The following is a 22,113-nucleotide window of genomic DNA, read 5'->3' as shown; positions in this document are numbered from 1 at the left end:
TTACCTTGCATTATTTGTTACCGGTAACATGTTATCGGTAACATTGTCGAAGGAAGTTTAACCAGTTGCAATGGGCTTTAGCAGGCAGGATCGTTAACTGTGATCGGCTTCAAGTTTTTATCAGGCGTGGAAACACTCTACCTACAGCGTTTCACATACTGACAACAGAAGGGGAGCGAGGCGCCACGGGGGCACCCCAACAACAAATTTAACGTACGCCACCGTATTCCAGGCTGATCTCTTTTGCGGCATGGATCACCAAGGCGCCCAGCTCAATCACGCGGTTGTCGGTGATGCGCGATACGGGGCCGGAAATCGAAATGGCAGCGAAGGCTTCGCGGTGCTCGTCAAAAATGCAGGCCGCCACGCAGCGCAGACCCAATGCATGCTCTTCATCGTCAAACGAGAAACCCTGCTTGCGGATCTGCGCCAGCCCTTCCTTCAGGTTGTGCGGCGTCAGCGTATGCTGGGTATAGGTTTGCATGCCCTTTTTATGCAGCAATTTGGTGACCTGATCGTCCGGCAGGGTGGACAGAAAGGCTTTGCCGGCACCGGAGGCGTGCATCGGCAGTTTGCCGCCGATGGGCGCAGACATGCGCATCAGCGCGGTGCATTGCACCTGGTCGATAATTATCGCCTGGTACTCGCTGGTATCCAGCACCGCCAGGTTAACCGTTTCGCCAGACTCTTCCATCAGGCGACGCAGCGTGGGGTGCACCATCGCCAGCAGATTACGGCTTTGCAGAAAACTGCTGCCCACCACAAAGGCGTGTGAACCTATAGTCCACAGACCCAGATCGCCGACCTGACGCACGAACCCTTGCTGTTGCATGGTGGAAAGCAGACGGTGAGTGGTGGAGTTCGGTAACCCCGCCTGTTGGGCCAGGTCGGTCAGCGCCACGTTGCCCTGGGCTTCGGCAATGTATTCCAATAATTTCAGGCCACGGGTCAGCGACTGTACCTGACCGGTTGCCGCACTGGCGCTTGGAGATGCAGCGCGGGGCTTCTTGCCACGTTTGGCGGGAACGGGGGTGACCATGATTCACATTCCTTTTTCCGTATGATGGAATTCATTTTCGTTTTTTACGTGTGAAATGCAAGCCGTCAATCAGCTCATCGGATGTGTTGCCAGACAACCTGAAAAACTCTCAATAACCGCTCGCCCCTTTAGCGGCACAACCTGTGCTAGGATGACCGATACCCGTCGTCTTTCAAGCCGCAGCGTTGTTGCCTGCACGTGTTCACCCCAGTCACTTACCTTAGTAAGCTCCTGAGGATGAACAGGCTGGGCGCCTAGCCGCAACTTGAAATCCCTAGGGTATGGGTGATGGTGACATAGTGACCCGATAATTTTACATAGGGGTCAATATAGCAGTGGCTTGAAAGATAAAGGGGATAAGGGGTGGTGAATCGAGTAGAACAACTGCGCCGGCAGTTAGCGCAGCGAATTTTAGTGTTGGACGGCGGCATGGGCACCATGATCCAAAGCTACCGTCTGGAAGAGAGCGACTTTCGCGGTGAGCGTTTTGCCGGCTGGCAAAGCGATCTGAAAGGCAATAACGACCTGCTGGTGCTGACCAAGCCCGAGGTCATTACCGCCATTCACTACGGCTATCTGGAAGCGGGAGCCGACATCCTCGAAACCAATACCTTCAACTCCACCTCCATCGCCATGGCCGACTACCATATGGAGTCGCTGTCCGCCGAGATTAACTATCAGGCCGCCTGCCTGGCACGTGCCTGCGCAGACGAATGGACTGCGCGTACCCCAGAGCAGCCGCGCTACGTGGCCGGGGTGCTGGGGCCGACCAACCGCACCGCCTCTATTTCGCCGAACGTCAACGATCCGGCTTTTCGTAACGTTTCTTTCGACGAACTGGTGGAAGCCTACCGCGAGTCGACGCGTGCGCTGGTGGAGGGCGGTGTCGATCTGATCATGATCGAAACCATCTTCGATACCCTGAACGCCAAGGCCGCCGCCTTCGCGGTGGAAACCGAATTCGAAGCCTTGGGCGTTTCGCTGCCGATCATGATTTCCGGCACCATCACCGATGCTTCCGGCCGAACCCTGTCCGGTCAAACCACCGAAGCCTTCTATAACTCGATGCGCCACGTCAAACCGCTGAGCTTTGGCCTGAACTGTGCGCTGGGGCCGGATGAACTGCGTCAATACGTTGCCGAACTGTCGCGTATATCGGAAAGCTACGTCACTGCACACCCCAATGCCGGTTTACCTAATGCGTTCGGTGAATACGATCTGGATGCGCAAGAGATGGCGAGGCAGGTTGGGGAGTGGGCGCAAGCCGGCTTCCTGAATATCATCGGTGGCTGCTGCGGTACCACGCCGGAGCACATTGCTGCCATGGCCAAGGCCGTGGCGGGCGTGCCACCGCGCCAATTGCCGGCGATCCCGGTGGCCTGCCGTCTGGCGGGGCTGGAGCCGCTAAACATCGATGCCAAAACGTTGTTCGTCAACGTGGGTGAGCGTACCAACGTGACCGGCTCGGCACGCTTTAAGCGGCTGATCAAAGAAGAGAAATACAGCGAAGCGTTGGCGGTTGCTCGCCAGCAGGTGGAAAGCGGCGCCCAGATTATCGACATCAACATGGATGAGGGGATGCTCGACGCGGAAGCGGCGATGGTGCGTTTTCTCAACCTGATCGCCGGTGAGCCGGATATCGCCCGGGTGCCGATCATGATCGACTCCTCCAAATGGTCGGTGATCGAAAAAGGCCTGAAGTGCATTCAGGGCAAAGGCATCGTTAACTCCATCTCGATGAAAGAGGGCGAAGAGGCCTTTATTCATCACGCCAAGCTGGTGCGTCGTTACGGTGCCGCGGTGGTGGTGATGGCGTTTGACGAAGTGGGCCAGGCCGATACGCGCGAGCGCAAATTCGAGATTTGCCGCCGTGCCTATAAAATTCTGACCGAGCGCGTCGGCTTCCCGCCGGAAGACATTATTTTCGACCCGAATATTTTCGCCGTTGCTACCGGTATTGAAGAGCATAACAACTACGCCGTCGACTTTATCGAAGCCTGCGCCGACATCAAAACTCACCTGCCGCACGCGATGATTTCCGGCGGCGTGTCCAACGTGTCGTTTTCATTCCGCGGCAACGATCCTGTACGCGAAGCGATCCACGCGGTGTTCCTGTATCACGCGATCCGCAACGGCATGGACATGGGGATCGTTAACGCCGGGCAGTTGGCGATCTACGACGATCTGACGGCTGAGCTGCGCGATGCGGTGGAAGACGTGATCCTCAACCGTCGTGACGACGGGACCGAACGGCTGCTGGAACTGGCGGAGAAATACCGCGGCAGCAAAGACAACGAAGTGGCGGTGCAGCAGGCGGAATGGCGCGGCTGGCCGGTCGAAAAACGGCTGGAATACTCGCTGGTAAAAGGCATCACCGAGTTTATCGAGCTCGATACCGAAGAGGCTCGACAGAGGGCGGATCGCCCGATCGAAGTGATCGAAGGGCCACTGATGGCGGGCATGAACGTCGTCGGCGATCTGTTCGGCGAAGGTAAGATGTTCCTGCCGCAGGTGGTGAAATCCGCCCGCGTGATGAAACAGGCGGTGGCCTATCTGGAGCCGTACATTGAGGCCAGCAAGCAAAAGGGCTCAACGGCAGGCAAAATCCTGCTGGCGACGGTGAAGGGCGACGTGCACGACATTGGCAAGAATATCGTTGGCGTGGTGCTGCAGTGCAACAACTATGAAATTGTCGATCTGGGCGTGATGGTGCCGACGGAGAAAATCCTGAAAACTGCGCGCGAGCAAAATGTGGATATTATCGGCCTGTCCGGACTGATCACCCCGTCGTTGGACGAGATGGTCAACGTGGCGAAAGAGATGGAGCGTCAGGGCTTTACCCTGCCGCTGCTGATCGGCGGCGCTACCACCTCCAAGGCCCATACTGCGGTGAAGATTGAGCAGAATTACAGCGGCTCAACCACCTACGTACAAAATGCCTCGCGTACCGTGGGCGTGGTGTCGGCATTGCTTTCCGACGCTCAGCGCGACGATTTTGTGGCGCGAACCCGTAAAGAATACGAAACCGTCCGCATTCAGCACGCACGCAAGAAACCGCGAACTCCGCCGGTTGACCTGCAGAAAGCGCGCGCGAATGCCATGGTGCTGGACTGGGAAAATTATCAGCCACCGGTACCGAAGCAACTGGGCGTTTACCCGGTCGAAGCCAGTATCGAGACGCTGCGGCATTACATCGACTGGACGCCGTTCTTTATGACCTGGTCGCTGGCGGGCAAATACCCGCGCATTCTGGAAGATGAAGTGGTGGGGGAAGAAGCTAAGCGGCTGTTTGCGGACGCCAACCAGATGCTGGATATGCTGGCCGCTAACGGCAGCCTCAACCCGCGCGGCGTTTATGGCCTGTTCCCGGCTAACCGGGTCGGTGACGATGTCGAAGTTTATCGCGACGAAAATCGCGATGAGGTGCTGGTGGTCAGTCGCCATCTGCGCCAGCAGACCGAAAAAACCGACTTCCCGAACTACTGCCTGGCCGACTTCGTCGCGCCGAAAAGCAGCGGCAAGGCCGACTACTTCGGGGCTTTCGCAGTGACCGGTGGGTTGGAAGAGGATGAACTGGCGGCGGCCTATGACGCGCAGCACGATGATTACAATAAAATCATGGTGAAGGCGCTGTCCGACCGTTTGGCGGAGGCTTTCGCCGAGTACCTGCATGAACAGGTGCGCAAGGTGCACTGGGGCTTTGCCAGCGACGAGAACCTGAGTAACGAAGAGCTGATCCGCGAAAATTACCAGGGCATTCGTCCGGCGCCGGGGTATCCGGCCTGTCCGGAGCACACCGAGAAAGCGGAGATCTGGCGACTGCTGGACGTTAACCGTCATACCGGCATGGAATTGACTGAGTCCTTCGCCATGTGGCCGGGGGCGGCGGTATCCGGTTGGTACTTCAGCCACCCGCAAAGCAAATATTTCGCGGTGGCGCAGATCCAGCGCGATCAGGTTGAAGATTATGCGGCGCGCAAAGGCATGAGCGTCGGCGAGGTTGAACGCTGGTTAGCGCCTAACCTTGGTTACGACGCCGACTGATCCTCTCCTAGATGGGCGCAGCAATGCGCCCATGTCATTACAACGCTTCGACGTCAATGTGCAGCGCGTCGTATCGCCAGTATTCCAAATCGCAGTCAATCACCCGATCGTGCTGATCGCGGTTAACCCGGGTAATAAATAACGCCGGGCTGCCGTAGGTGACCTTCAGCATGGCTGCCGCTTCCTGCGACAGCAGGGTTGGCAGCATATCGAAACGTACCCGCCCGTAGCGAATACCGTAGCGTTCGGCATACAGCCCGGTCAGCGACTGGGTTAAATCTGCCTCCAGAATGCCGGCAAAGTAGGCCGGGTTGAGGTAGTGCTCGCAATACAGCACCGCGCGGCCATCGATGTAGCGCAACCGACGAATGCGATAGACCTCGCTACCGGACGGTAAAGCCAGTTTTTGGCTCAGATCTTCGCGCAGCGGCACGGTGGCGCTGTCGATCACTTCGGTATGGGCATCACGCCCTTGCTGTTGCGCCATGGCGTGGAAGTGGCTGCGCTGCAGAGGGTTGTAAATCAGCCGCGGCGGCGAGATAAACCAGCCGCGCCTCACCTGACGGTAGATCACACCCTGCGCCTCCAACTGACCGAGCGCTTCCTGCAGCGTAATACGGGTGGTGGAAAACTGTTCGCTCAGAGCACGTTCCGAAGGCAATTTGCCGTCGGCGCTGAACTCCCCCAGGGCGATCCGGGCGTTCAGCGTCTGGCAGATGGCCGCCACGGTTGTCGATACTTCACTCATGCAACAGATGCCCCATTTTAGTGCGTTTATCCCCGCTAAAGGTAGACCAGCGAAGGGCTGACGAACACGCCAAATGCGATAAAACCGCTGCTTTTTTAGACTGACATATAATTATCACATTCGTCCGTTAGATTGGCTTGGTTCTTGCTGGACTAGTCCAGCCACTCCCACACTACCACCCGGAGCATCAGTTATGAAACGTTTGTGCGCTTCTGTGTTAACCAGTGCCATTGTCCTGACCAGTCAAATGAGCTGGGCAGCCGATTCCGATCTGGCGGCGCTGGAACAGGCTGCCAAGAAGGAAGGGGAAGTCAACAGCGTCGGCATGCCGGACAGCTGGGCTAACTGGAAAGATACCTGGCAGGATCTGCTGAGCAAGTACGGCCTGAAGCATGTCGATACCGACATGAGCTCGGCGCAGGAAATTGCCAAGTTTGATGCAGAAAAGAGCAATGCTACGGCGGATATTGGGGACGTGGGCGCGGCATTCGGCCCTATCGCGGTACAAAAAGGGGTGACCCAGCCGTATAAACCTTCCACCTGGGAACAGGTACCTGACTGGGCCAAAGACAAGGACGGCCACTGGGCACTGGCCTATACCGGCACCATTGCCTTCATTATCAATAAAAAACAGGTGAAAGAGATCCCTCACAGCTGGGCAGATCTGTTGAAGGGCACTTATCAGGTCACTATTGGTGACGTCGGCACCGCTTCGCAGGCGGCCAGCGGCGTGCTGGCGGCAACCTACGCGATGGGCGGGAACGAAAAGAACCTGAAGCCGGGTCTGGAATTCTTCGGCAAGCTGGCCAAGGCCGGGCGCCTGAGCCTGAGCAACCCGGTGATCGCTTCGCTTGAAAAGGGCGAAGTGCAGGTGGGGGTGGTTTGGGACTTTAACGGTTTGAACTACCGCGATCAGATCGACAAAACCCGCTTTGAAGTGCTGATCCCCTCTGACGGATCTATCACTTCCGGTTACACCACCATTATCAACAAATACGCCAAACACCCGAATGCCGCCAAGCTGGCACGCGAATACATCTTCTCAGACGCAGGCCAAATCAACCTGGCGCGCGGCTATGCGCGTCCAATCCGAGCGGAACACCTGACGTTGCCAGACGATGTCAAAGCCAAGCTGCTGCCGGCTGAACAGTATAAGAATGCTCACCCGATCGCCGATCCGGCGGCCTGGGAGCAAAGTGCCAAAACGCTGCCGCGCCAGTGGCAGGAAAACGTCATTATGTTTATGCAGCAGTGAGTTAAACCATCATGAAAACTATCCTCGTGCTGCTGGACGGTCTGAACTATCAGGTGGCACACGACGCCATGGGCTATCTGCAGGCCGAATGTGTGGCAGGGCGCGGACGGTTGTATCAGTTGGAGAGCGAGTTGCCCTCGCTCTCCAGACCGCTGTACGAATGCATCCTCACCGGTGTGCCGCCGGTGGAGAGTGGCGTGGTGCATAATCAGGTGTCACGCCTCTCGCATCAGCAAAGCGTGTTTCACTACGCTCGTGCCGCGGGCTTGACTACCGCGGCAGCGGCCTATCACTGGTTCAGTGAGCTGTACAATCGTACCCCGTTCGACGCCGCGCGCGATCGCCATACCGACGATGCCGAGCTGCCGATCCAGCACGGCCATTTTTATTACGACGACCGTTACCCGGATTCTCACCTGTTTGACGATGCGGAAAGCTTGCGCCGCCGTCATCAACCCGATTTCTTACTGATCCACCCGATGAACATTGACGACACCGGGCACCGCTTTGGCCTGTCATCGCCGCAGTACCGCAATGCGGCGCGCAACGCCGACGGCGTACTGTCGCGCTATTTGGCCGACTGGCTGAATGCGGGTTATCAGGTCATGGTTACCGCCGATCACGGCATGAATGACGATCGCAGCCACGGCGGCGTGTTGCCGGAAGAGCGACAGGTGCCGCTGTTTGTCTTCGGTGACGCCTTCAGCCAGAGCGACGCTAATCCGCAGCAAACCGACCTGTGTGGCACCCTGTGCGAAGTGCTGCAGATACCGCACGACAAGCCGCGTTGCCGTGCGCTGTTGGCCTAAGGGTGAGCCATGAAAGCTAAGTGGATTGCCGCGCTGTGCCTGCTGCCGTTTATCCTGCTGTTCGGCGCGTTTCAAATTGCGCCGCTGGTGTGGATTGCCGTCAGCAGCTTTTTCAGCCAGACCAGCGGCTGGGGGCTGGGCAACTATGTTGACGTACTGACCTCGCCGTTCTATTTGCAGGCGTTTCAGTTCTCGCTGGAGATCTCTCTTTGGTCGAGCGTTTATGGGCTGCTGATTGCGTTAGTAGGCAGTTACTCACTGCGCCGACTCGGTCAGACGCGGTTTCATGATTTTGTGATGTCGTTTACCAACATGACCAGCAATTTCGCCGGGGTCCCCTTGGCGTTTGCCTTTGTCATTCTGCTGGGATTGAACGGCTGCCTGACGCTGCTGCTGCGCAAATATGGCCTGATGGAAAGCTTCAACCTGTATTCCAAAACCGGACTGATCATACTTTATACCTACTTCCAGATCCCGCTGGGCGTGCTGCTGCTGTACCCGGCGTTTGACGCGCTGCGCGAGGACTGGCGCGAATCGGCATCGCTGCTTGGCGCCAGTCCGTGGCGCTACTGGCGGCATATTGGCTTGCCGGTGCTGGCGCCGGCGTTGATGGGCACCTTTGTCATCCTGCTGGCCAACGCACTGGGGGCTTATGCCACGGTGTATGCGTTGACCACCGGCAATTTCAACGTGATACCGATCCGCATATCGGCGCTGGTCGCGGGGGATATCTCCCTCGACCCTAACCTGGCCAGCGCGCTGGCCATGCTGCTGGTGGTGATGATGGCGTTTATTACTCTGATCCATCAATGGCTGTTGCGCAGGAGCTACCTCAATGCGCGCTCATAATGTTGCGGAGGGCGGCCATGTCGCGCTTTGAAACCGGCTATCACCGCGTAGTAAGCGGGCTGTTGTTGCTGATCCTGTTGTTGCCGCTGGCGGCGACGCTGATTTATGCGCTGGCCACCCAGTGGGGCGCGACTATTCTGCCGGACGGCTTTACCCTGAAATGGTTGGTGACCCTATGGAGCGATCCCCGCTTCCTGCTGGCGCTGTGGCACTCGCTGCTGATCTGCTTTGGCACCCTGGTGCTGGCGGTGGTGGTGATTTTGCCAACGATGTTTGTGATTGCTTACTATTTTCCCAAACTGGATGCGGTAATGAACGTGCTGATCCTGCTGCCATTTGCCGTGCCGCCGGTAGTGTCGGCGGTCGGGTTGATGCAGCTGTTCGCCGCCGATCCGCTGCCGCTGCTGGGCACGCCGTGGATCCTGATCGGCTGCTATTTTTCCATTACGCTGCCGTTTATTTACCGTGCCATCAGCAACAACCTGCAGGCGATCAACCTGCGCGATCTGATGGACGCCGCACATCTGCTGGGCGCCAGTACCTGGCAGGCGGCGCTGCTGGTGGTGCTGCCGAACCTGCGTAAGGGCGGGATGATTGCGGTACTGCTGTCGTTCTCTTTCCTGATTGGCGAATTCGTCTTCGCCAACCTGCTGGTGGGCAGCCAATACGAAACGCTGCAGGTTTACCTCTACAACATGCGTAACGGCAGCGGCCATTTCACCAGCGCACTGGTCATTTCTTATTTCGCCGTGGTGCTGATTGTCACCTGGTTGGCGAATTTGCTGAATAAAAATAAGGGCTAACCGCATGGCTTACCTCAATGTCACCCGCCTCAATAAACACTATGGCCAGACCCAGGTGTTTCAGGATATCGACTTCACCGCCGAGGAGGGCGAGTTTGTCACGCTGCTCGGGCCGAGCGGCTGCGGTAAATCGACGTTGCTGCGCTGTCTGGCGGGGCTGACCCCGGTCGACAGCGGACAGATCCTGCTGCAGGGCCAGGATCTGGTACCGCTCCCCCCGCAAAAGCGCGGTATCGGCATGGTGTTCCAGAGCTATGCGTTATTCCCGAACATGACCGTTGAGGGCAACGTCGCGTTCGGGCTGAAAATGCAAAAGCTGGCGGCCGGTCAGATCCAGCAGCGGGTGCAAGAGGTGCTGGCGTTGGTGGAGCTGACTGAGCTGGCGAAACGCTATCCGCATCAGCTGTCCGGTGGACAGTGCCAACGGGTGGCGCTGGCACGTTCGCTGGTGACCCGTCCGCGGCTGCTGTTGCTCGACGAGCCCCTTTCGGCACTGGACGCGCGCATCCGTAAGCATCTGCGCGAACAGATCCGTCGGATCCAGCGTGAACTGAACCTGACGGCTATCTTCGTTACCCACGATCAGGAAGAGGCGCTGACGCTGTCGGATCGCATTGTCTTGATGAACAAAGGACAAATCGTACAAAGCGGTGACGCGGAAACTCTGTATACCCAGCCGGCCGACGTCTTCGCCGCCGGGTTCATCGGCAACTACAACCTGTTGAGTGCGGAACAGGCGACGACTTTGACCGGCAGCCCTTACCACGGTAAGGTAGCTGTTCGACCAGAGTCCATTACCCTGGTGCCTGCCGGGCAGGGGATTGCCGCGGTGATCCTTAACCACAGCCTGTTGGGCAACGTGGTGCGCTATCGGGTACGGGCCCGCGGTGTGGAGCTGCTGGTCGACGTGCTCAACCGTTCGGTCGAAGATTTGCGGCCCGACGGCAGTGAAATTGGACTACACTTAGAAACTGTTACATTACGGGAAGTTGCATGACATCGCTGCGGCATTCAATGATAACTCCAGGGTAATTCCTGCCGTTGCGTTAACCCTCCAATAGCGGTCTGCAGCCTGTTGCCGCTGTCCTGCCTTTATGCACGCCTGGCAGGCAGGATAGCCTGCTGTGTCTTGCCGGGCGTGAAGGGAGCGTTCCTTCCGTGTTGACCCTTCTTCACCTGCTTTCTTCCGTTGCCCTTTTGGTGTGGGGTACCCACATCGTGCGCACCGGAATTATGCGGGTTTACGGCGCTAATTTGCGCCGGGTATTGAGCGACAGCGTAGAGAAAAAACCGCTGGCGTTCGTCTCTGGTATCGGCGTGACCGCGCTGGTGCAAAGCAGTAACGCCACGGCGTTGCTGGTGACCTCTTTCGTCGCGCAAGGGCTGGTGGGACTGACGCCCGCACTGGTGATCATGCTCGGCGCCGATGTCGGTACCGCGCTGATGGCGCGAATACTGACCTTCGACCTCTCCTGGCTGTCACCGCTGCTGATCCTGGTCGGCGTCTTCCTGTTTCTCAGCCGCAAGCAAACCCGTGTAGGGCAAATGGGGCGCGTGTGTATCGGCCTCGGGCTGATCGTACTGGCGCTGGAGCTGATTGTTGCCGCCGCGACGCCAATCACCCAGGCGGCGGGTGTGAAAGTGTTGTTCTCGTCACTGACCGGTGATGTGATGCTGGATGCCCTGACCGGTGCGCTGTTCGCCATTGTCAGCTATTCCAGCCTGGCGGCCGTACTGTTGACTGCCACTCTGACCGCCTCCGGGGTGATCTCGCTGAAGGTGGCGCTGTGCCTGGTGATCGGTGCCAATCTTGGCAGCGGTCTGTTGGCGATGATCAACACCAGCGGCCAGAATGCCGCCGGTCGTCGGGTGGCGCTCGGCAGCCTGTTGTTCAAGCTGATGGGTTGTGTGCTGGTGCTGCCGTTTGTCTCTTATCTGGCGGAGGTGATGACTCGGTTGCCTGGCGGCAACGAAGAGTTGGTTATCTACTTCCACGTGTTCTACAACCTGATCCGTTGCCTGGTGCTGATCCCGTTGGCCGGGCCGATGGCGCGCCTGTGTGAAACGCTGATTGCCGACGTGGCGGCGGACGATCCCCGATTGCGACCGCGGCACCTTGATGCCAGTGCACTGGATACCCCGACGCTGGCATTGGCCAACGCGGCACGTGAAACCCTACGTATGGGCGACGTGGTGGAGCACATGATGATTCTGCAGCGCGAAGTGCTGCACGGTAAGCAGGGGCAGGATAAAGAGGTTCGCCGGCTGGATGATGACGTCGACGTGCTTTATACCGCCATCAAGCTGTATCTGGCGCAGATCCAGAAAGAGGATTTAGGCGAGGAAGACTCTCGGCGCTGGGCGGAAATCATCGAGATGGCGCTGAATCTGGAACAGGCGGGTGACATTATCGAGCGCATGGCCGGGGACGTGGGGGCGAAATCACACGCGGCGCGGCGAGCATTCTCCACCGAAGGGCTGGCCGAACTGGATGCGTTGCATGAGCGGCTGATAGGCAATCTGCGTCTGGGACTGTCGGTGTTCTTGTCCGGTGACCTTACCAGCGCCAAACGGCTGCGGCGCTCCAAGCATCGGTTCCGGATTTTGGATCGTCGTTACGCCCATGCGCACGTTGATCGCTTGCATCAGCAGAACGTTCAAAGTATTGAAACCAGCTCGCTGCACCTGGGGCTGTTGGGGGATATGAAACGCCTGAACTCACTGTTCTGTGCGGTGGCATATAACGTGCTGGATCAAGATGAAAAGGATGATGAGCGTGAGTGGGAGGATACGCCCAGCACGCTGTAAGTCATGCCCCCGGCGTGGCCGGGGGCAGTACCTCAGTTATTTACCCGAAAAGACCCCCGCTTTGGCATCGGCGGCCTGGTTATTGATATAACCGCCGACCGGTGTCTCCAGGTTCACCACGCTTTTACCGGCGATGCCCAGCAGTGCGCCTGCCGAGGCAGCGGCATCAAGATGACCACCACCCTGATAGCGGTTGCCGGCCACGTCCTGCTGTTCCAGTTTACCGTTACCCAGCGTCACTTCACCTTGCTGGCTGCGGATCTCGCCGCCAGTGAGACGAGTGGTGCCCTGAACGTTGAGCGCAACGTCATTTTTCCCATTGATGGCCGACTGCACGCCTACTGCATCGTTATTGACTACGTCGGCCTTGACCTTGAACTGACCTTGCAGCCCGGCAGGACCGGTCAGGCTCTCTTTGGATTTGTTGCCCAGGAAGCGAGCGCCGCGATCCCACAGTGGCCCCTTTTCTTTTTCGCCGGCAAGCGTTTCCGGCAGGGTGACCTTACCTTCGGCCTTGCTGAAGCTGACCGCGCCGGTGGTGTCCTGCTTCGGATCGAGGCGACGAGCTACGCTGTTGTACTTGTCGGTGGTGGCGTCAGCGACCTTGTTGATGCCGCCCTCCAGCTTCTCCTTCACCTTACCCGCGTAGTGCGGGGTACCCACTTTCGACAGTTTGCTGGTTATGCTGCTGGCCGGGTCGTTGGTGTGGCTCAGACCGACATCCACATCGACCTTCACGCTGCTTTCGCTGTCTTTGCGACTTTCGACGCGCAGATCGCCACCGATGTTGCCTTGCACGCTGTCGGCATCGATTCGGGCGCCGGCCAACTGGGTGTCTTTACCACTGTTGATCGTGACTTCTCCTGCGCTAATCAGGCTGTTGCCCTGAGTGGTTTTTTGCAGGTTATCCACACCGACTTTCACACCGGCGCCCAGGGTATGGGTGTCGCTGCCGCTGGTGGTATCCACCTTACCGTTGGCGTCCTTATTGAAGGATTGGCCGCCTTTGGCGTTAGCCTTCAGCCCCAGGTTCCAGTTGTTTTTCTGCTCCTGGTTTTGTACCGAATCCAGCACCACGCCGCCGTTCTCGGCGTTCAGGCCAACGCTGCTGCCCTTGACCTCGGTTCCCTGCAGATGCAGGGCATGCGCGTCGTTGCCTTTGGCGGTAATGGTCACTGCGCCGCCGCTGGTGATTTTGCCACCTTGCTGGGTCGTCGAGGTCTCATCTACCTTGGCAATGTCAAACGCGCCGCCGAGAGAAAGGCCGCCCGCGCTCTTTTTGTCGTTATCGGTGCTGTTGCCGCCGATATCGATATTGCCGGAGAGCGTATCGTCCTTGCGGGTCTGCTGCGATTGGGCTGCCTGTAGCGCGACCTTGTCTCCTGCTTTCAGCGAAACGTCGCCCTGGCTGGTGACATTACTGCCTTGCAGCGTCAGCCCACGGCCGGCATCCAGTTCTACGCCCTGTTTGCCGCCGATGTTGCTGACTTGCGCGCTGCTGCCGTCACTCTTCCCGTTGCTGTAGCCGCCACCCAGCCCAAGGCCGAAGCTTTTGGTTTCCGGTGTGGTACCGCCTTTGGCCGACACTTTGACATTGAAGCCGTTGTGGCTTTCATGGCTGGTATCGGTGGCCTGGTCGAAACGGATGTTGCCGTCTTCCGCTTTTACCTTCGCCTTGCCGTCGCCGGCCTCCAACGAAGTACCCTGATACACCGCGTCTTGCTTGACCTTGATGTCGATGCCATTGGCGGCGGTGATGCTACCGGTCACGGCCTGGCTGCCGGTGCTTTCGCTGTGCTTATTGCCGCCTTCGCCTTTGGCATCGACGGTCAGATCGCTGCCGGTGGTGGTATAAACGCGCACGCTGGCGCCGCCGCGGGTTTCGCTGCTGCTTTCCTGCTGGCTATTTTTCGCCGCTTCACTGTGGTGGCTATCGGCTGTCAGCGCTACGCTCCCTTGAGTCGCCTGATACTGTGTTCCAGTATCCTGCAATTTCCCGCTGGCTTTTACGTCGATGGATCCGGCGGTAATCTTGCTGACTACGGCTTGGGAGCTGCTATTGCTCTTTTCGCTGCTGCCGCCATTGGCGCCAATATCCAGCCCGATATTCGGTGCGCCGATGCCGCCGATCTCGTTAATCACGCCGTTGGCGTCCAGCTTGGCGACTTTCCCTACCGCACGCTCTACCGGGCGGGTGACGGCGCTGTAATCGACGTTGGCACCGATGTCTACGCCGACGTCGGTTTTAGTGGTGTTGCTGCTTTCGCTGTTGACGGCGGCCAGGTGATCAACGCTGTTGGCATTCTCCTGATATTTGCCGCCAACCTGGTGCTGCGCACCTTGCTGGGTCAGTTTGTCTTTGGCATTAATCGTCAGATTGCCCGCGATATCGCTGCCGGAAGTCACCGCCTTGCTGCTTTGTGAGTGCGTCTTGCTGTTCTCGTAACCGCCTTCGATGCCGGAGCCAACTTTATCTATGCCGCCGGTGTAGTAGACTCCGCCGCCGATTTTAGTTTTTTCGGTATCGCTGGTGGTCTTGTTGTCGGCTGCCAGGAAGGCCACGTTGTCGCCGCTGATGCTGGCGTCACCTTGGGTGGTCACCAGTTTGGATCCGCTGAAGGTCACGTCCTTGTCTGCTTTCAGCGCGACGCTGCCGCCGCTCAGCGTTGATGACTGTTGTTCGCTGCGGGTGGTTTTCTCGCTGTCACTGGTATGCTCAATACGTATACCGGCACGGTATTGCTTGTCGCTTTTCTCGTTGGCATAGCCGTTGATGGCAAGGGCAGTTTTTTGCTCATCAATGTGCTGCTGCTGTTCTCCGCTGCTGACATTGATATTACCGCCGGCATTGACTTCCAGCTTACCGGTGCTGGCCACCTTGCTGCCCACCACGTCGGTATCCTTTTTGCTGACCAACTGCAGGTTGGTATCGGAAACCAATTCGCTGGCGGTGGACTGTTGGTGGCTGTTATTGGACTTTTGCGAGCTGCTGGTGATATTGAAGACGGTGCCGGTACGGGCATCCACCTTGTCAACCGTGGTGCTGAGGGCGTTATCGATGCGCAGACCGCCGTCGGTGGCGGCGACAAAACCGCCTTTGGCGCCCTTCACGGTGCTGCCGGTAATGGTCACGCCCTGTTTGCCGTTCAGCCACAGGGTGCCGTCGGCCGTCACCTGAGAAGCGTTGCTGACTTCGCGACGGTTGCTGTTGTCCTGGTTGTTGCCGCCGCCGATACCGCCCCATGAGGTTTTATTGTCGCGAACGGTTTTCTCATTGGCGGTTTTTTGTACGCCGATATTGATTTGGTCGTTGGCATCCACCTTGAGGTCGCCTGACGCGTACACTTTGGTTCCCTGGCCTACGACGCGATTACCGGCTTTTATCGCCAAATCACCGCCGGAGAAGACGCTGCTGGACTTCAGGCTTTCGGTTTCATTGCCGTTGCTCCAACTGCCGGTACGCAGGCTGGGGGTATGGTTGCGTTGATTACCGCGTTCGCTGGTTTTTTCTCGCTCGATCAATCCGCTGAGCTGCACGTCGCGCTTGGCGTCGATGCTCAATGCATTGCCCGCCGAAACCTTGGCGCCGCGCAGCGCCACATCCTGCTCGGTGGCGGTCAGCGTGACATTTTTCGTGGCCTCAATGTTGCTGGTGGCCTGTTGAAGCTGCTCATTCTCACGGGTGACGTTGTATTTCCAACTGTAGAACCACCGCTCATCGTTATGGCCCTGAGTCTGCTTCAGTTGCCGACCGTCGAGCGTCAGGCTGGCGCCTTGCAGCGTGACCTCTTCGCCACGAACGTCGGTGGCGGTCAGGTGGTTGCTGTTATCGGCCACCAGGCTGATATTCTTGCCTTTTAGTTCGGTGCGGGCCAGTTGCTGACCGGTGCTGCGGTCGTTGATGTAGATCCCGCCGCGGTAGTTTTGGTAATTCTCGCCGCTATTGCGGTTGCTGCTGCTGTCGTTGACCTGGCTGTCGGTGCGGATGTTGTAAGCTTTCACCCGGATTTCATCACTGCCATCCAGCTTGCCAGCCAGCTTTACGCCGCTGCCGGTGACGGTATGGATGATATTGATGCGCCCTGCCTGCATGCTGCCAAGATAGTAGCTGTCCGTGGAGCCTAATAACTGGTCCCAGACTGTGAGCTCAGGTTGTTCGCTGCTGAGCACCTGTGCATCGCGCGATACGCGGTTGTTGCCGCTGATGGCGTTGATCGCCGAGATCATTTTATCGCTTTTTTTATCGTACAGCGGTGCGACGATGACCTCGCCGCGGCTGTTGATTCTCGGCGCGATCAAATCCAGCACGCCACTGGCGTTCAGCCGGCCATCAAGGCTCAGGGTGTTGCGATTGCCCAACGTGCTGTAGCCCTGCAGCATGCCGTTTTCCACCAGGGGGTTACCCACCACCAGCGACGAGCGGCTGGTATTGATAAAGCCGCAGCCGTCGCAACTGATGCCGTTCGGGTTAGCCAGCACGTAATCGGCCGCCATGCCGAAGATTTCTTGCTGTCCGTGCAACAGCGACGGGTTGCGGCTGATCACTTCATTGAGGATCACGCTGGCCGCCTGGTTGTTCAGGTTCGGGTTGGCAGCCAGTTGGCCGGCCAACTGAGACCGCCCGGCATCGAGCGAGTTATTCAGCACCGCGCCGGGTTGGTTGACGTTGAAATCCTGATACTGGTTATGTGACAGCCCGTGGTCGTTAGGCGTCACGATATTGACCACCTGTGCGCCGTTACCGGCAGTTGAAACACCGGGCCCGTTAGCGCCGTTGGCCGCTACGATCTCGCCGGCGTACGCGCTGCCGAGGGAGGCGAGAATGATCGCCAGTGAAGCGGCTAACTTGCCCGCTCCCGAGAGCCTGAAGTTATTATTTTTCATCCATGTATCTCCATATATCGCTGTGGTAGTGCAAAAAAACGCAAACTAAAAGGTGTACGAAAAGCGTGCCAGTACCTGTATCGGATCGTCGGGCATTGAGTGGCTGGATAGTAGCCAACCGCGGCTGGCTTCAACGTCGAACATGGCGCGTTGGTAACGCAGGGTGACACCGGCGCTTAACCCCGCGCTGCTTTGCCAACCGGAAGGTCGGTTATCGCGAGGCAGCACCCGGCCGACGTCGCCGCCGATACGTGGAGTGAGGCTGCTCTGGCCCAAGGTGAAGCTGCGGGAAAGGGTGTTTTGCAGATACCAGCCGTTATCACCGGACAGCGTGCTGCGGCTGAAACCCCGGATCGCGCTGCGGTCCGTCAAGCTGAGCCATTCCACACCGGGCAGGCGATCGCGGCTGTATTGCCCGTACAGCAAGTTGCTCAACTGGTAAGTGGCACCGGCAAGCTGGAGGCGTTGGTTGAGGTTGGCGAACAGCTTGCCCTTGGTGAATTGGGGATCGGGCAGCCCGGCCCCCCCTTGACGGTCGGCGCCAAACCAGGGCAACCCTTGCTCTACGCTGAGGTTGGCGCTGATCAGCCCGGTAGGCAGGATCTGCAGGTGGTTAACGCCCAGCTCAAACAAGCTGAGCGTTGGGCTGCCGAGGCCAATACGTACGGTTTCGAAATAGTTAGTGATGCGCTTATGGGTCAGCTGGCCGCTCAGGGTGTTAATCTGGTCTCGATCGCGATAAAACACATAGTCGCCGCGCAGACCGTACTGTTGGGTCTGGCCGTGCAGCTTGTAGCTGTTGAACACTAACTGCTGGTGGTTCAGGTATTGCGAGTAGCTGGCAAAGCCGCTGAAGGTGAAAGCGCCGTAGGGCAGGGAATAGAGCAGGGTATAGGCGCGATTATAGCGTTGCGCCGGGTTGTCCAGCGTGCCGGCAACGTTCAGGCTGGCGAAGTCCGACAGGCCGAAAGGGCTGTCCAGCGTTGCCGTGCTCCGCGCCAGCCATTGGCCGGTATTTTTCTGACCGTAATTATCCAGCGTAGTGGACAGCAACCAGGGTTTAGTGTGTTGATTATGCAACCGAATAATAGATCCACCAACTTTGCTGCCCGGTAATATATCCAATCGGGTTTTATTCGATTGCAAACGATTGGCCTGATCTAATCCCTGATCGAGCTGGGTTAATTTTAATGGCTGACCTTCCAATCCAGGGAATAATAATTGGCTGTTAACCCAACGATCGCCCCCCTCTATTTTTTCGATAAATCCTTCTGTGACATGCAGGCCTAATTCCCCCTCGGCATTGGGGCGAATAAATTGCACGCGTGCGGTGATATAACCTTTATCCAGGTATAAGCGGGTCAATTCACGCGTCAGGCGATTGATGTCGTTGCTGCTGATGCAGTGCTCTGGCAGTGCACTCAGCGTTGCCAAATCTTTCGCCGACAGCAGCGTTATCCCCTGTAGATACACGCCGCCGATCGGCAGGCATTGAGCCGAAAGTGGCAGTGCCGGTGCAGCGGGTTCGGGGTCTTCCAGCAACTGCTGCTGTTTAAGCTGCTGATAGCGCCGCTGCTCTATTTGTTGATTCACTTCACGCGTACCGTCTTGCAAAGCGCGACGCGATTCGCTCATCGGTGAGAACCCCCCCATTTCCGGCAGGGTGGCGGCGGGGAGTGCGGTGCTAAACAGCAGCGCTAGGGCGGCGGTTTTTCTGATCATTGTAATCCATTATGAGAAACCGCTGGGGCGGCCTACTCAATCCATGAGGTCAATAAACGGACGGCCAACGGCCGGCCCGGAATCGCGAGCGACAATCACATTGCGGGGTTCTTATTCGCCAGTGGAAAATAAGAAGGTGGGTTTTATTTTTCTAAATAATAATTAGGCTGCTTGTTTATATTTTTAATAATTACCCTTCAATTACTCATAATGAGGTAATTAAAAAAGTAAATTAATTGGACTTTTCCGCTCTCGTCGTCATAGGCGGTTATCGGCAGCTCTGGGAAAAATCTGAATTTTTATTTTGTGCGGGGATAATAGAGGATGGGGATAATTCTGACAATCCGACCAGTGGGAAATACGAAATTTCGTAGGAGAGTCCGGGGCGCAAATGTGAACTGCACCCCGAGGTGAAATTATTTTTTAGTGATTGGTCGGCCGGACCAGTAACCCGCCAACAGGGATCCGGACAGGTTATGCCACACCGAGAACAGGGCGCCCGGCAACGCGGCCAGCGGTGAGAAGTAGATTTTACCCAGCGTCGCGGCCAGCCCGGAGTTCTGCATGCCGACTTCAATTGCCAGCGTACGGCAGGTCGATTCGTCGAAGCCGAACAGCTTGCCGCCCCAGTAACCACTCAGCAACCCGATGCCGTTGTGCAGGATCACCGCCACGATCACCACCAGCCCGACCGAGGCGATATGGCTCTGGCTGCCGGCAACCACGGCGCTGATGATCGCCAAAATGCAGATCATCGACAACGCCGGCAGGATCGGCTCAATACGTTTGACGGTTTTGGTAAAGGTGTGATGGACGATCAAACCCAGACCAATAGGGATCACCACGATCTGCAGAATGCTCAGCAACATCCCCATGACGTCGACGCTGATCTCGGTATCGACGTACAGGCGGGTCAGCAGCGGCGTCGCGAAGACGCCCACCAGCGTGGAGACTGCCGAAATGGTCACTGACAGCGCCACATCCCCTTTGGCCAGATAGATCATGACGTTGGACGCGGTACCGCTGGCAACGCTGCCAACCAGCACCATGCCGGCGGAAAGATCCGGGGGCATATGGAACAGCATTGCCAGCAGCCAGGCCGCCAGCGGCATGATCAGGTAATGCAAAAAGATCCCTGCGGCAACCGGGCCCGGGCGGGACAGCACGCGTTTAAAGTCATCGAGCCGCAGCGTGACGCCCATGGCGAACATGATCAGCATCAGCAGCGGGCTGACGTAGGGGCCGATCCCGATAAAGGTGGTGGGCGTGCTGTAGGCGGCGACGGCGAGCAGCACCGCCCACAGAGGGAATAATCGGGTAAATTTTGCCAGCATGAGTGAGGTTTTCCTTAGCCAAATAACAACGATGGGGGTGGTGTTGTGTTTTTTGCGGGTTCGGTGAACTGAACCCCTACGGTTATGGACTGCTTTTTTAGAGGTAGAGGCGCGGCGTGCCGCGCCTGCAAAGGTGACGGTAGCTTATTCGAACAGGTTGTGGTGCAGGGTGCGAACGACTTGTTCGGCGTCATCGCCCGGTACCAGGAAGCACAGGTTGTAGCTGCTGGCGCCGTAACAGATCATGCGGATATTGAACGGGTCGAGCACGCCGAACACTTCTTTGCCCACGCCGCAGGCCTGGGAAAGCTTGTTGCCGATCAAGGCGACCAACGCCAGGTTTTCTTCCACTTCTACCCGGCACAGTGACGACAGTTCGGTCAGCAATGAAGTGGTCAGCAGGCTGCCGCCGGTGGAGGTTGAACCCGTGGTATCCATGGTCAGCGCTACGCTAACTTCGGAGGTCGTGATCAAGTCCACCGAGATATTGTGGCGCGCCAAAATGCTGAACACCTCGGCCAGGAAACCGCGTGCGTGCAGCATGTTGAGGCTGTGCAGCGTCAGCAGGGTTTGTTTGCGGCGCAGCGCCAGCGCACGGAATAGCGGTGGGTTCTCGGTGGTGTTGCACACCAGGGTACCGCCGGCGGACGGATCTTTGCTGGAGCCGACGAACACCGGGATATCGCTGCGAACGGCCGGTAACAGGGTGGCCGGGTGCAAGACTTTTGCGCCAAAGGTGGCCATTTCAGCGGCTTCTTCGAAGGCGATTTTATCGATGCGTTTTGCCGCCGGAACCACGCGTGGGTCTGTAGTGTAGATGCCCGGCACGTCGGTCCAGATATCGACCCGGCTGACGCTCAGTGCTTCACCCAGCAGGGCGGCGGTGTAATCGCTGCCGCCGCGACCCAGCGTGGTGGTGCGGCCTTTCGGCTCGCTGCCGATAAAGCCCTGGGTAACCACCAGGGCTTCCTGCAGGCGTGGCTTGAGCAGCGACTGGGCCAGTTGGTTCAGCGCTACGCTGTCCGGCGTTGCGCGACCGAAATGATCGTCGGTGTGCATCACTTTACGTACGTCAAACCACTCCGCCTGCACATCACGACTGCGCAGGATCTCAACGAACAGCAGGGTAGACATCAGTTCGCCGTGGCTGACCAGTTCGTCGGTCAGCGCCGTGGAGGTGGCCAAGGAGGCTGCTTCGGACAGCATGGCAATATTTTCCAGCATGCGGTCGATTTCGTCGCGCACTACCGCCGGATTATCGAGGCGATCGAGAATGGCGTATTGAATGCGGCGGATTTCGTCGAGCTGATAGTGACGCTTGTCGGCGTCGCTGCCTTCGGCCAGAGCCACCAGCAGGTTGGTGACGCCCGCAGAAGCGGACAATACCACCAGACGTACGTTCGGATTGGCGAGAACGACGTCGGCGCTGCGGTTCATGGCTTCATAGTCGGCAACGCTGGTGCCGCCGAATTTGGCGACAACGGTGGCATTCTGGGGTGCTGCTTGGTTCATGTAAAAACCTCGTGTCAGGGTGGCCCTCTTCAGAGAGCACTTTTTTCATAGCCTTGGCACAAGGGGGGAGCGATAAACGGGAGCAGACGTAGAAGTGAAAGCTACGATACACCCAGAAGCGCCCCACCTTGTTGATTGCCCTTACGGACAATTCTGGTGACAACCCAGGGGATTCAGCCCCTGTAGTCGATACGATGAATGCCGCGCATCACCTTACCTCGGCGTCGCTCCCCCTCAAGCGTCGTCATTGGAAAACGGCTCCTCTGACACTCTACCTGGGCGACGCGCCTCTTCTGGCTTGCACAC

Annotated in this window: 13 protein-coding genes and 1 riboswitch; of the genes, 7 read left to right on the top strand and 6 right to left on the bottom strand. The window is 57.9% G+C overall.

Features of this window, described 5'->3' with window-relative positions:
* Window positions 1–208 precede the first annotated feature (208 nt).
* Window positions 209–1,039 (bottom strand): glyoxylate bypass operon transcriptional repressor IclR, encoded by an 831-nt coding sequence (gene iclR / locus NR114_RS13305; protein WP_020837199.1) that lies wholly within the window; start codon window positions 1,037–1,039, stop codon window positions 209–211.
* Between the two features lie 363 nt (window positions 1,040–1,402).
* Between iclR and metH the strand changes: the two genes are divergently transcribed.
* Complete coding sequence (metH, locus tag NR114_RS13300) at window positions 1,403–5,083, top strand: methionine synthase (RefSeq protein ID WP_256814188.1); 3,681 nt, start codon at window positions 1,403–1,405, stop codon at window positions 5,081–5,083.
* A gap of 37 nt (window positions 5,084–5,120) precedes the next feature.
* Here the strand turns inward: metH and NR114_RS13295 are convergent, their stop codons facing one another.
* A complete protein-coding gene (locus NR114_RS13295) occupies window positions 5,121–5,831 on the bottom strand; it encodes a UTRA domain-containing protein (protein WP_020837197.1) in 711 nt (236 codons plus the stop codon).
* 193 nt (window positions 5,832–6,024) lie between these two features.
* On the opposite strand from NR114_RS13295, the gene NR114_RS13290 reads away from it, so the two are divergent.
* From NR114_RS13290 to NR114_RS13265, 6 genes are all read left to right on the top strand, one after another.
* Window positions 6,025–7,086: an ABC transporter substrate-binding protein gene (locus NR114_RS13290; protein WP_020837196.1), complete on the top strand. Its 1,062-nt coding sequence runs from the start codon at window positions 6,025–6,027 to the stop codon at window positions 7,084–7,086.
* 11 nt (window positions 7,087–7,097) lie between these two features.
* On the top strand, window positions 7,098–7,895 hold the full coding sequence (locus NR114_RS13285; protein WP_256814187.1) for an alkaline phosphatase family protein: 798 nt from the start codon (window positions 7,098–7,100) through the stop codon (window positions 7,893–7,895).
* Between the two features lie 9 nt (window positions 7,896–7,904).
* Window positions 7,905–8,744 (top strand): ABC transporter permease subunit, encoded by an 840-nt coding sequence (locus NR114_RS13280; protein ID WP_256814186.1) that lies wholly within the window; start codon window positions 7,905–7,907, stop codon window positions 8,742–8,744.
* A gap of 17 nt (window positions 8,745–8,761) precedes the next feature.
* Complete coding sequence (locus tag NR114_RS13275; protein ID WP_256814185.1) at window positions 8,762–9,547, top strand: ABC transporter permease; 786 nt, start codon at window positions 8,762–8,764, stop codon at window positions 9,545–9,547.
* Window positions 9,548–9,551: 4 nt separating this feature from the next.
* Window positions 9,552–10,544 (top strand): ABC transporter ATP-binding protein, encoded by a 993-nt coding sequence (locus NR114_RS13270; protein WP_046372511.1) that lies wholly within the window; start codon window positions 9,552–9,554, stop codon window positions 10,542–10,544.
* Between the two features lie 161 nt (window positions 10,545–10,705).
* Window positions 10,706–12,355 carry a Na/Pi cotransporter family protein gene (locus NR114_RS13265; protein ID WP_048759971.1) on the top strand — a complete coding sequence of 550 codons (1,650 nt, stop codon included), beginning with the start codon at window positions 10,706–10,708 and terminating at the stop codon, window positions 12,353–12,355.
* A 36-nt stretch (window positions 12,356–12,391) separates the two neighbouring features.
* On the opposite strand, the gene NR114_RS13260 is transcribed toward NR114_RS13265, so the two are convergent.
* From NR114_RS13260 to lysC, 4 genes are all read right to left on the bottom strand, one after another.
* Window positions 12,392–17,239, bottom strand: coding sequence for a hemagglutinin repeat-containing protein (locus NR114_RS13260; protein ID WP_256814183.1), 4,848 nt, complete (start codon window positions 17,237–17,239; stop codon window positions 12,392–12,394).
* Between the two features lie 45 nt (window positions 17,240–17,284).
* Entirely contained in the window at window positions 17,285–18,961 is a 1,677-nt protein-coding gene (locus tag NR114_RS13255) for a ShlB/FhaC/HecB family hemolysin secretion/activation protein (RefSeq protein WP_256814182.1), read from the bottom strand.
* Window positions 18,962–19,377: 416 nt separating this feature from the next.
* Window positions 19,378–20,295, bottom strand: coding sequence for a ketopantoate/pantoate/pantothenate transporter PanS (gene panS, locus NR114_RS13250; protein ID WP_048759966.1), 918 nt, complete (start codon window positions 20,293–20,295; stop codon window positions 19,378–19,380).
* A gap of 144 nt (window positions 20,296–20,439) precedes the next feature.
* The gene (gene lysC, locus NR114_RS13245; RefSeq protein ID WP_020837187.1) at window positions 20,440–21,807 is read right to left on the bottom strand and encodes a lysine-sensitive aspartokinase 3; all 1,368 of its coding nucleotides are present in this window, start codon (window positions 21,805–21,807) and stop codon (window positions 20,440–20,442) included.
* A 108-nt stretch (window positions 21,808–21,915) separates the two neighbouring features.
* A riboswitch (Lysine riboswitch) is annotated at window positions 21,916–22,108 on the bottom strand.
* Window positions 22,109–22,113 lie beyond the last annotated feature (5 nt).

Origin of the sequence: Serratia sp. Ser99 (genome assembly GCF_024519545.1) — a bacterium.
In the GTDB taxonomy this organism is placed as follows: domain Bacteria; phylum Pseudomonadota; class Gammaproteobacteria; order Enterobacterales; family Enterobacteriaceae; genus Serratia; species Serratia liquefaciens.
This window is presented reverse-complemented; position numbering and strand designations above follow the sequence as displayed.

Bases quoted from the DNA above. Each gene is read 5' to 3' on its own strand.
- NR114_RS13275 (WP_256814185.1), top strand. From the start codon at position 8,762: ATGTCGCGCTTTGAAACCGGCTATCACCGCGTAGTAAGCGGGCTGTTG.
- NR114_RS13290 (WP_020837196.1), top strand. From the start codon at position 6,025: ATGAAACGTTTGTGCGCTTCTGTGTTAACCAGTGCCATTGTCCTGACC.
- NR114_RS13285 (WP_256814187.1), top strand. From the start codon at position 7,098: ATGAAAACTATCCTCGTGCTGCTGGACGGTCTGAACTATCAGGTGGCA.
- NR114_RS13255 (WP_256814182.1), bottom strand. From the start codon at position 18,961: ATGATCAGAAAAACCGCCGCCCTAGCGCTGCTGTTTAGCACCGCACTC.
- panS (WP_048759966.1), bottom strand. From the start codon at position 20,295: ATGCTGGCAAAATTTACCCGATTATTCCCTCTGTGGGCGGTGCTGCTC.
- NR114_RS13295 (WP_020837197.1), bottom strand. From the start codon at position 5,831: ATGAGTGAAGTATCGACAACCGTGGCGGCCATCTGCCAGACGCTGAAC.
- iclR (WP_020837199.1), bottom strand. From the start codon at position 1,039: ATGGTCACCCCCGTTCCCGCCAAACGTGGCAAGAAGCCCCGCGCTGCA.
- lysC (WP_020837187.1), bottom strand. From the start codon at position 21,807: ATGAACCAAGCAGCACCCCAGAATGCCACCGTTGTCGCCAAATTCGGC.
- NR114_RS13260 (WP_256814183.1), bottom strand. From the start codon at position 17,239: ATGAAAAATAATAACTTCAGGCTCTCGGGAGCGGGCAAGTTAGCCGCT.
- NR114_RS13270 (WP_046372511.1), top strand. From the start codon at position 9,552: ATGGCTTACCTCAATGTCACCCGCCTCAATAAACACTATGGCCAGACC.
- NR114_RS13280 (WP_256814186.1), top strand. From the start codon at position 7,905: ATGAAAGCTAAGTGGATTGCCGCGCTGTGCCTGCTGCCGTTTATCCTG.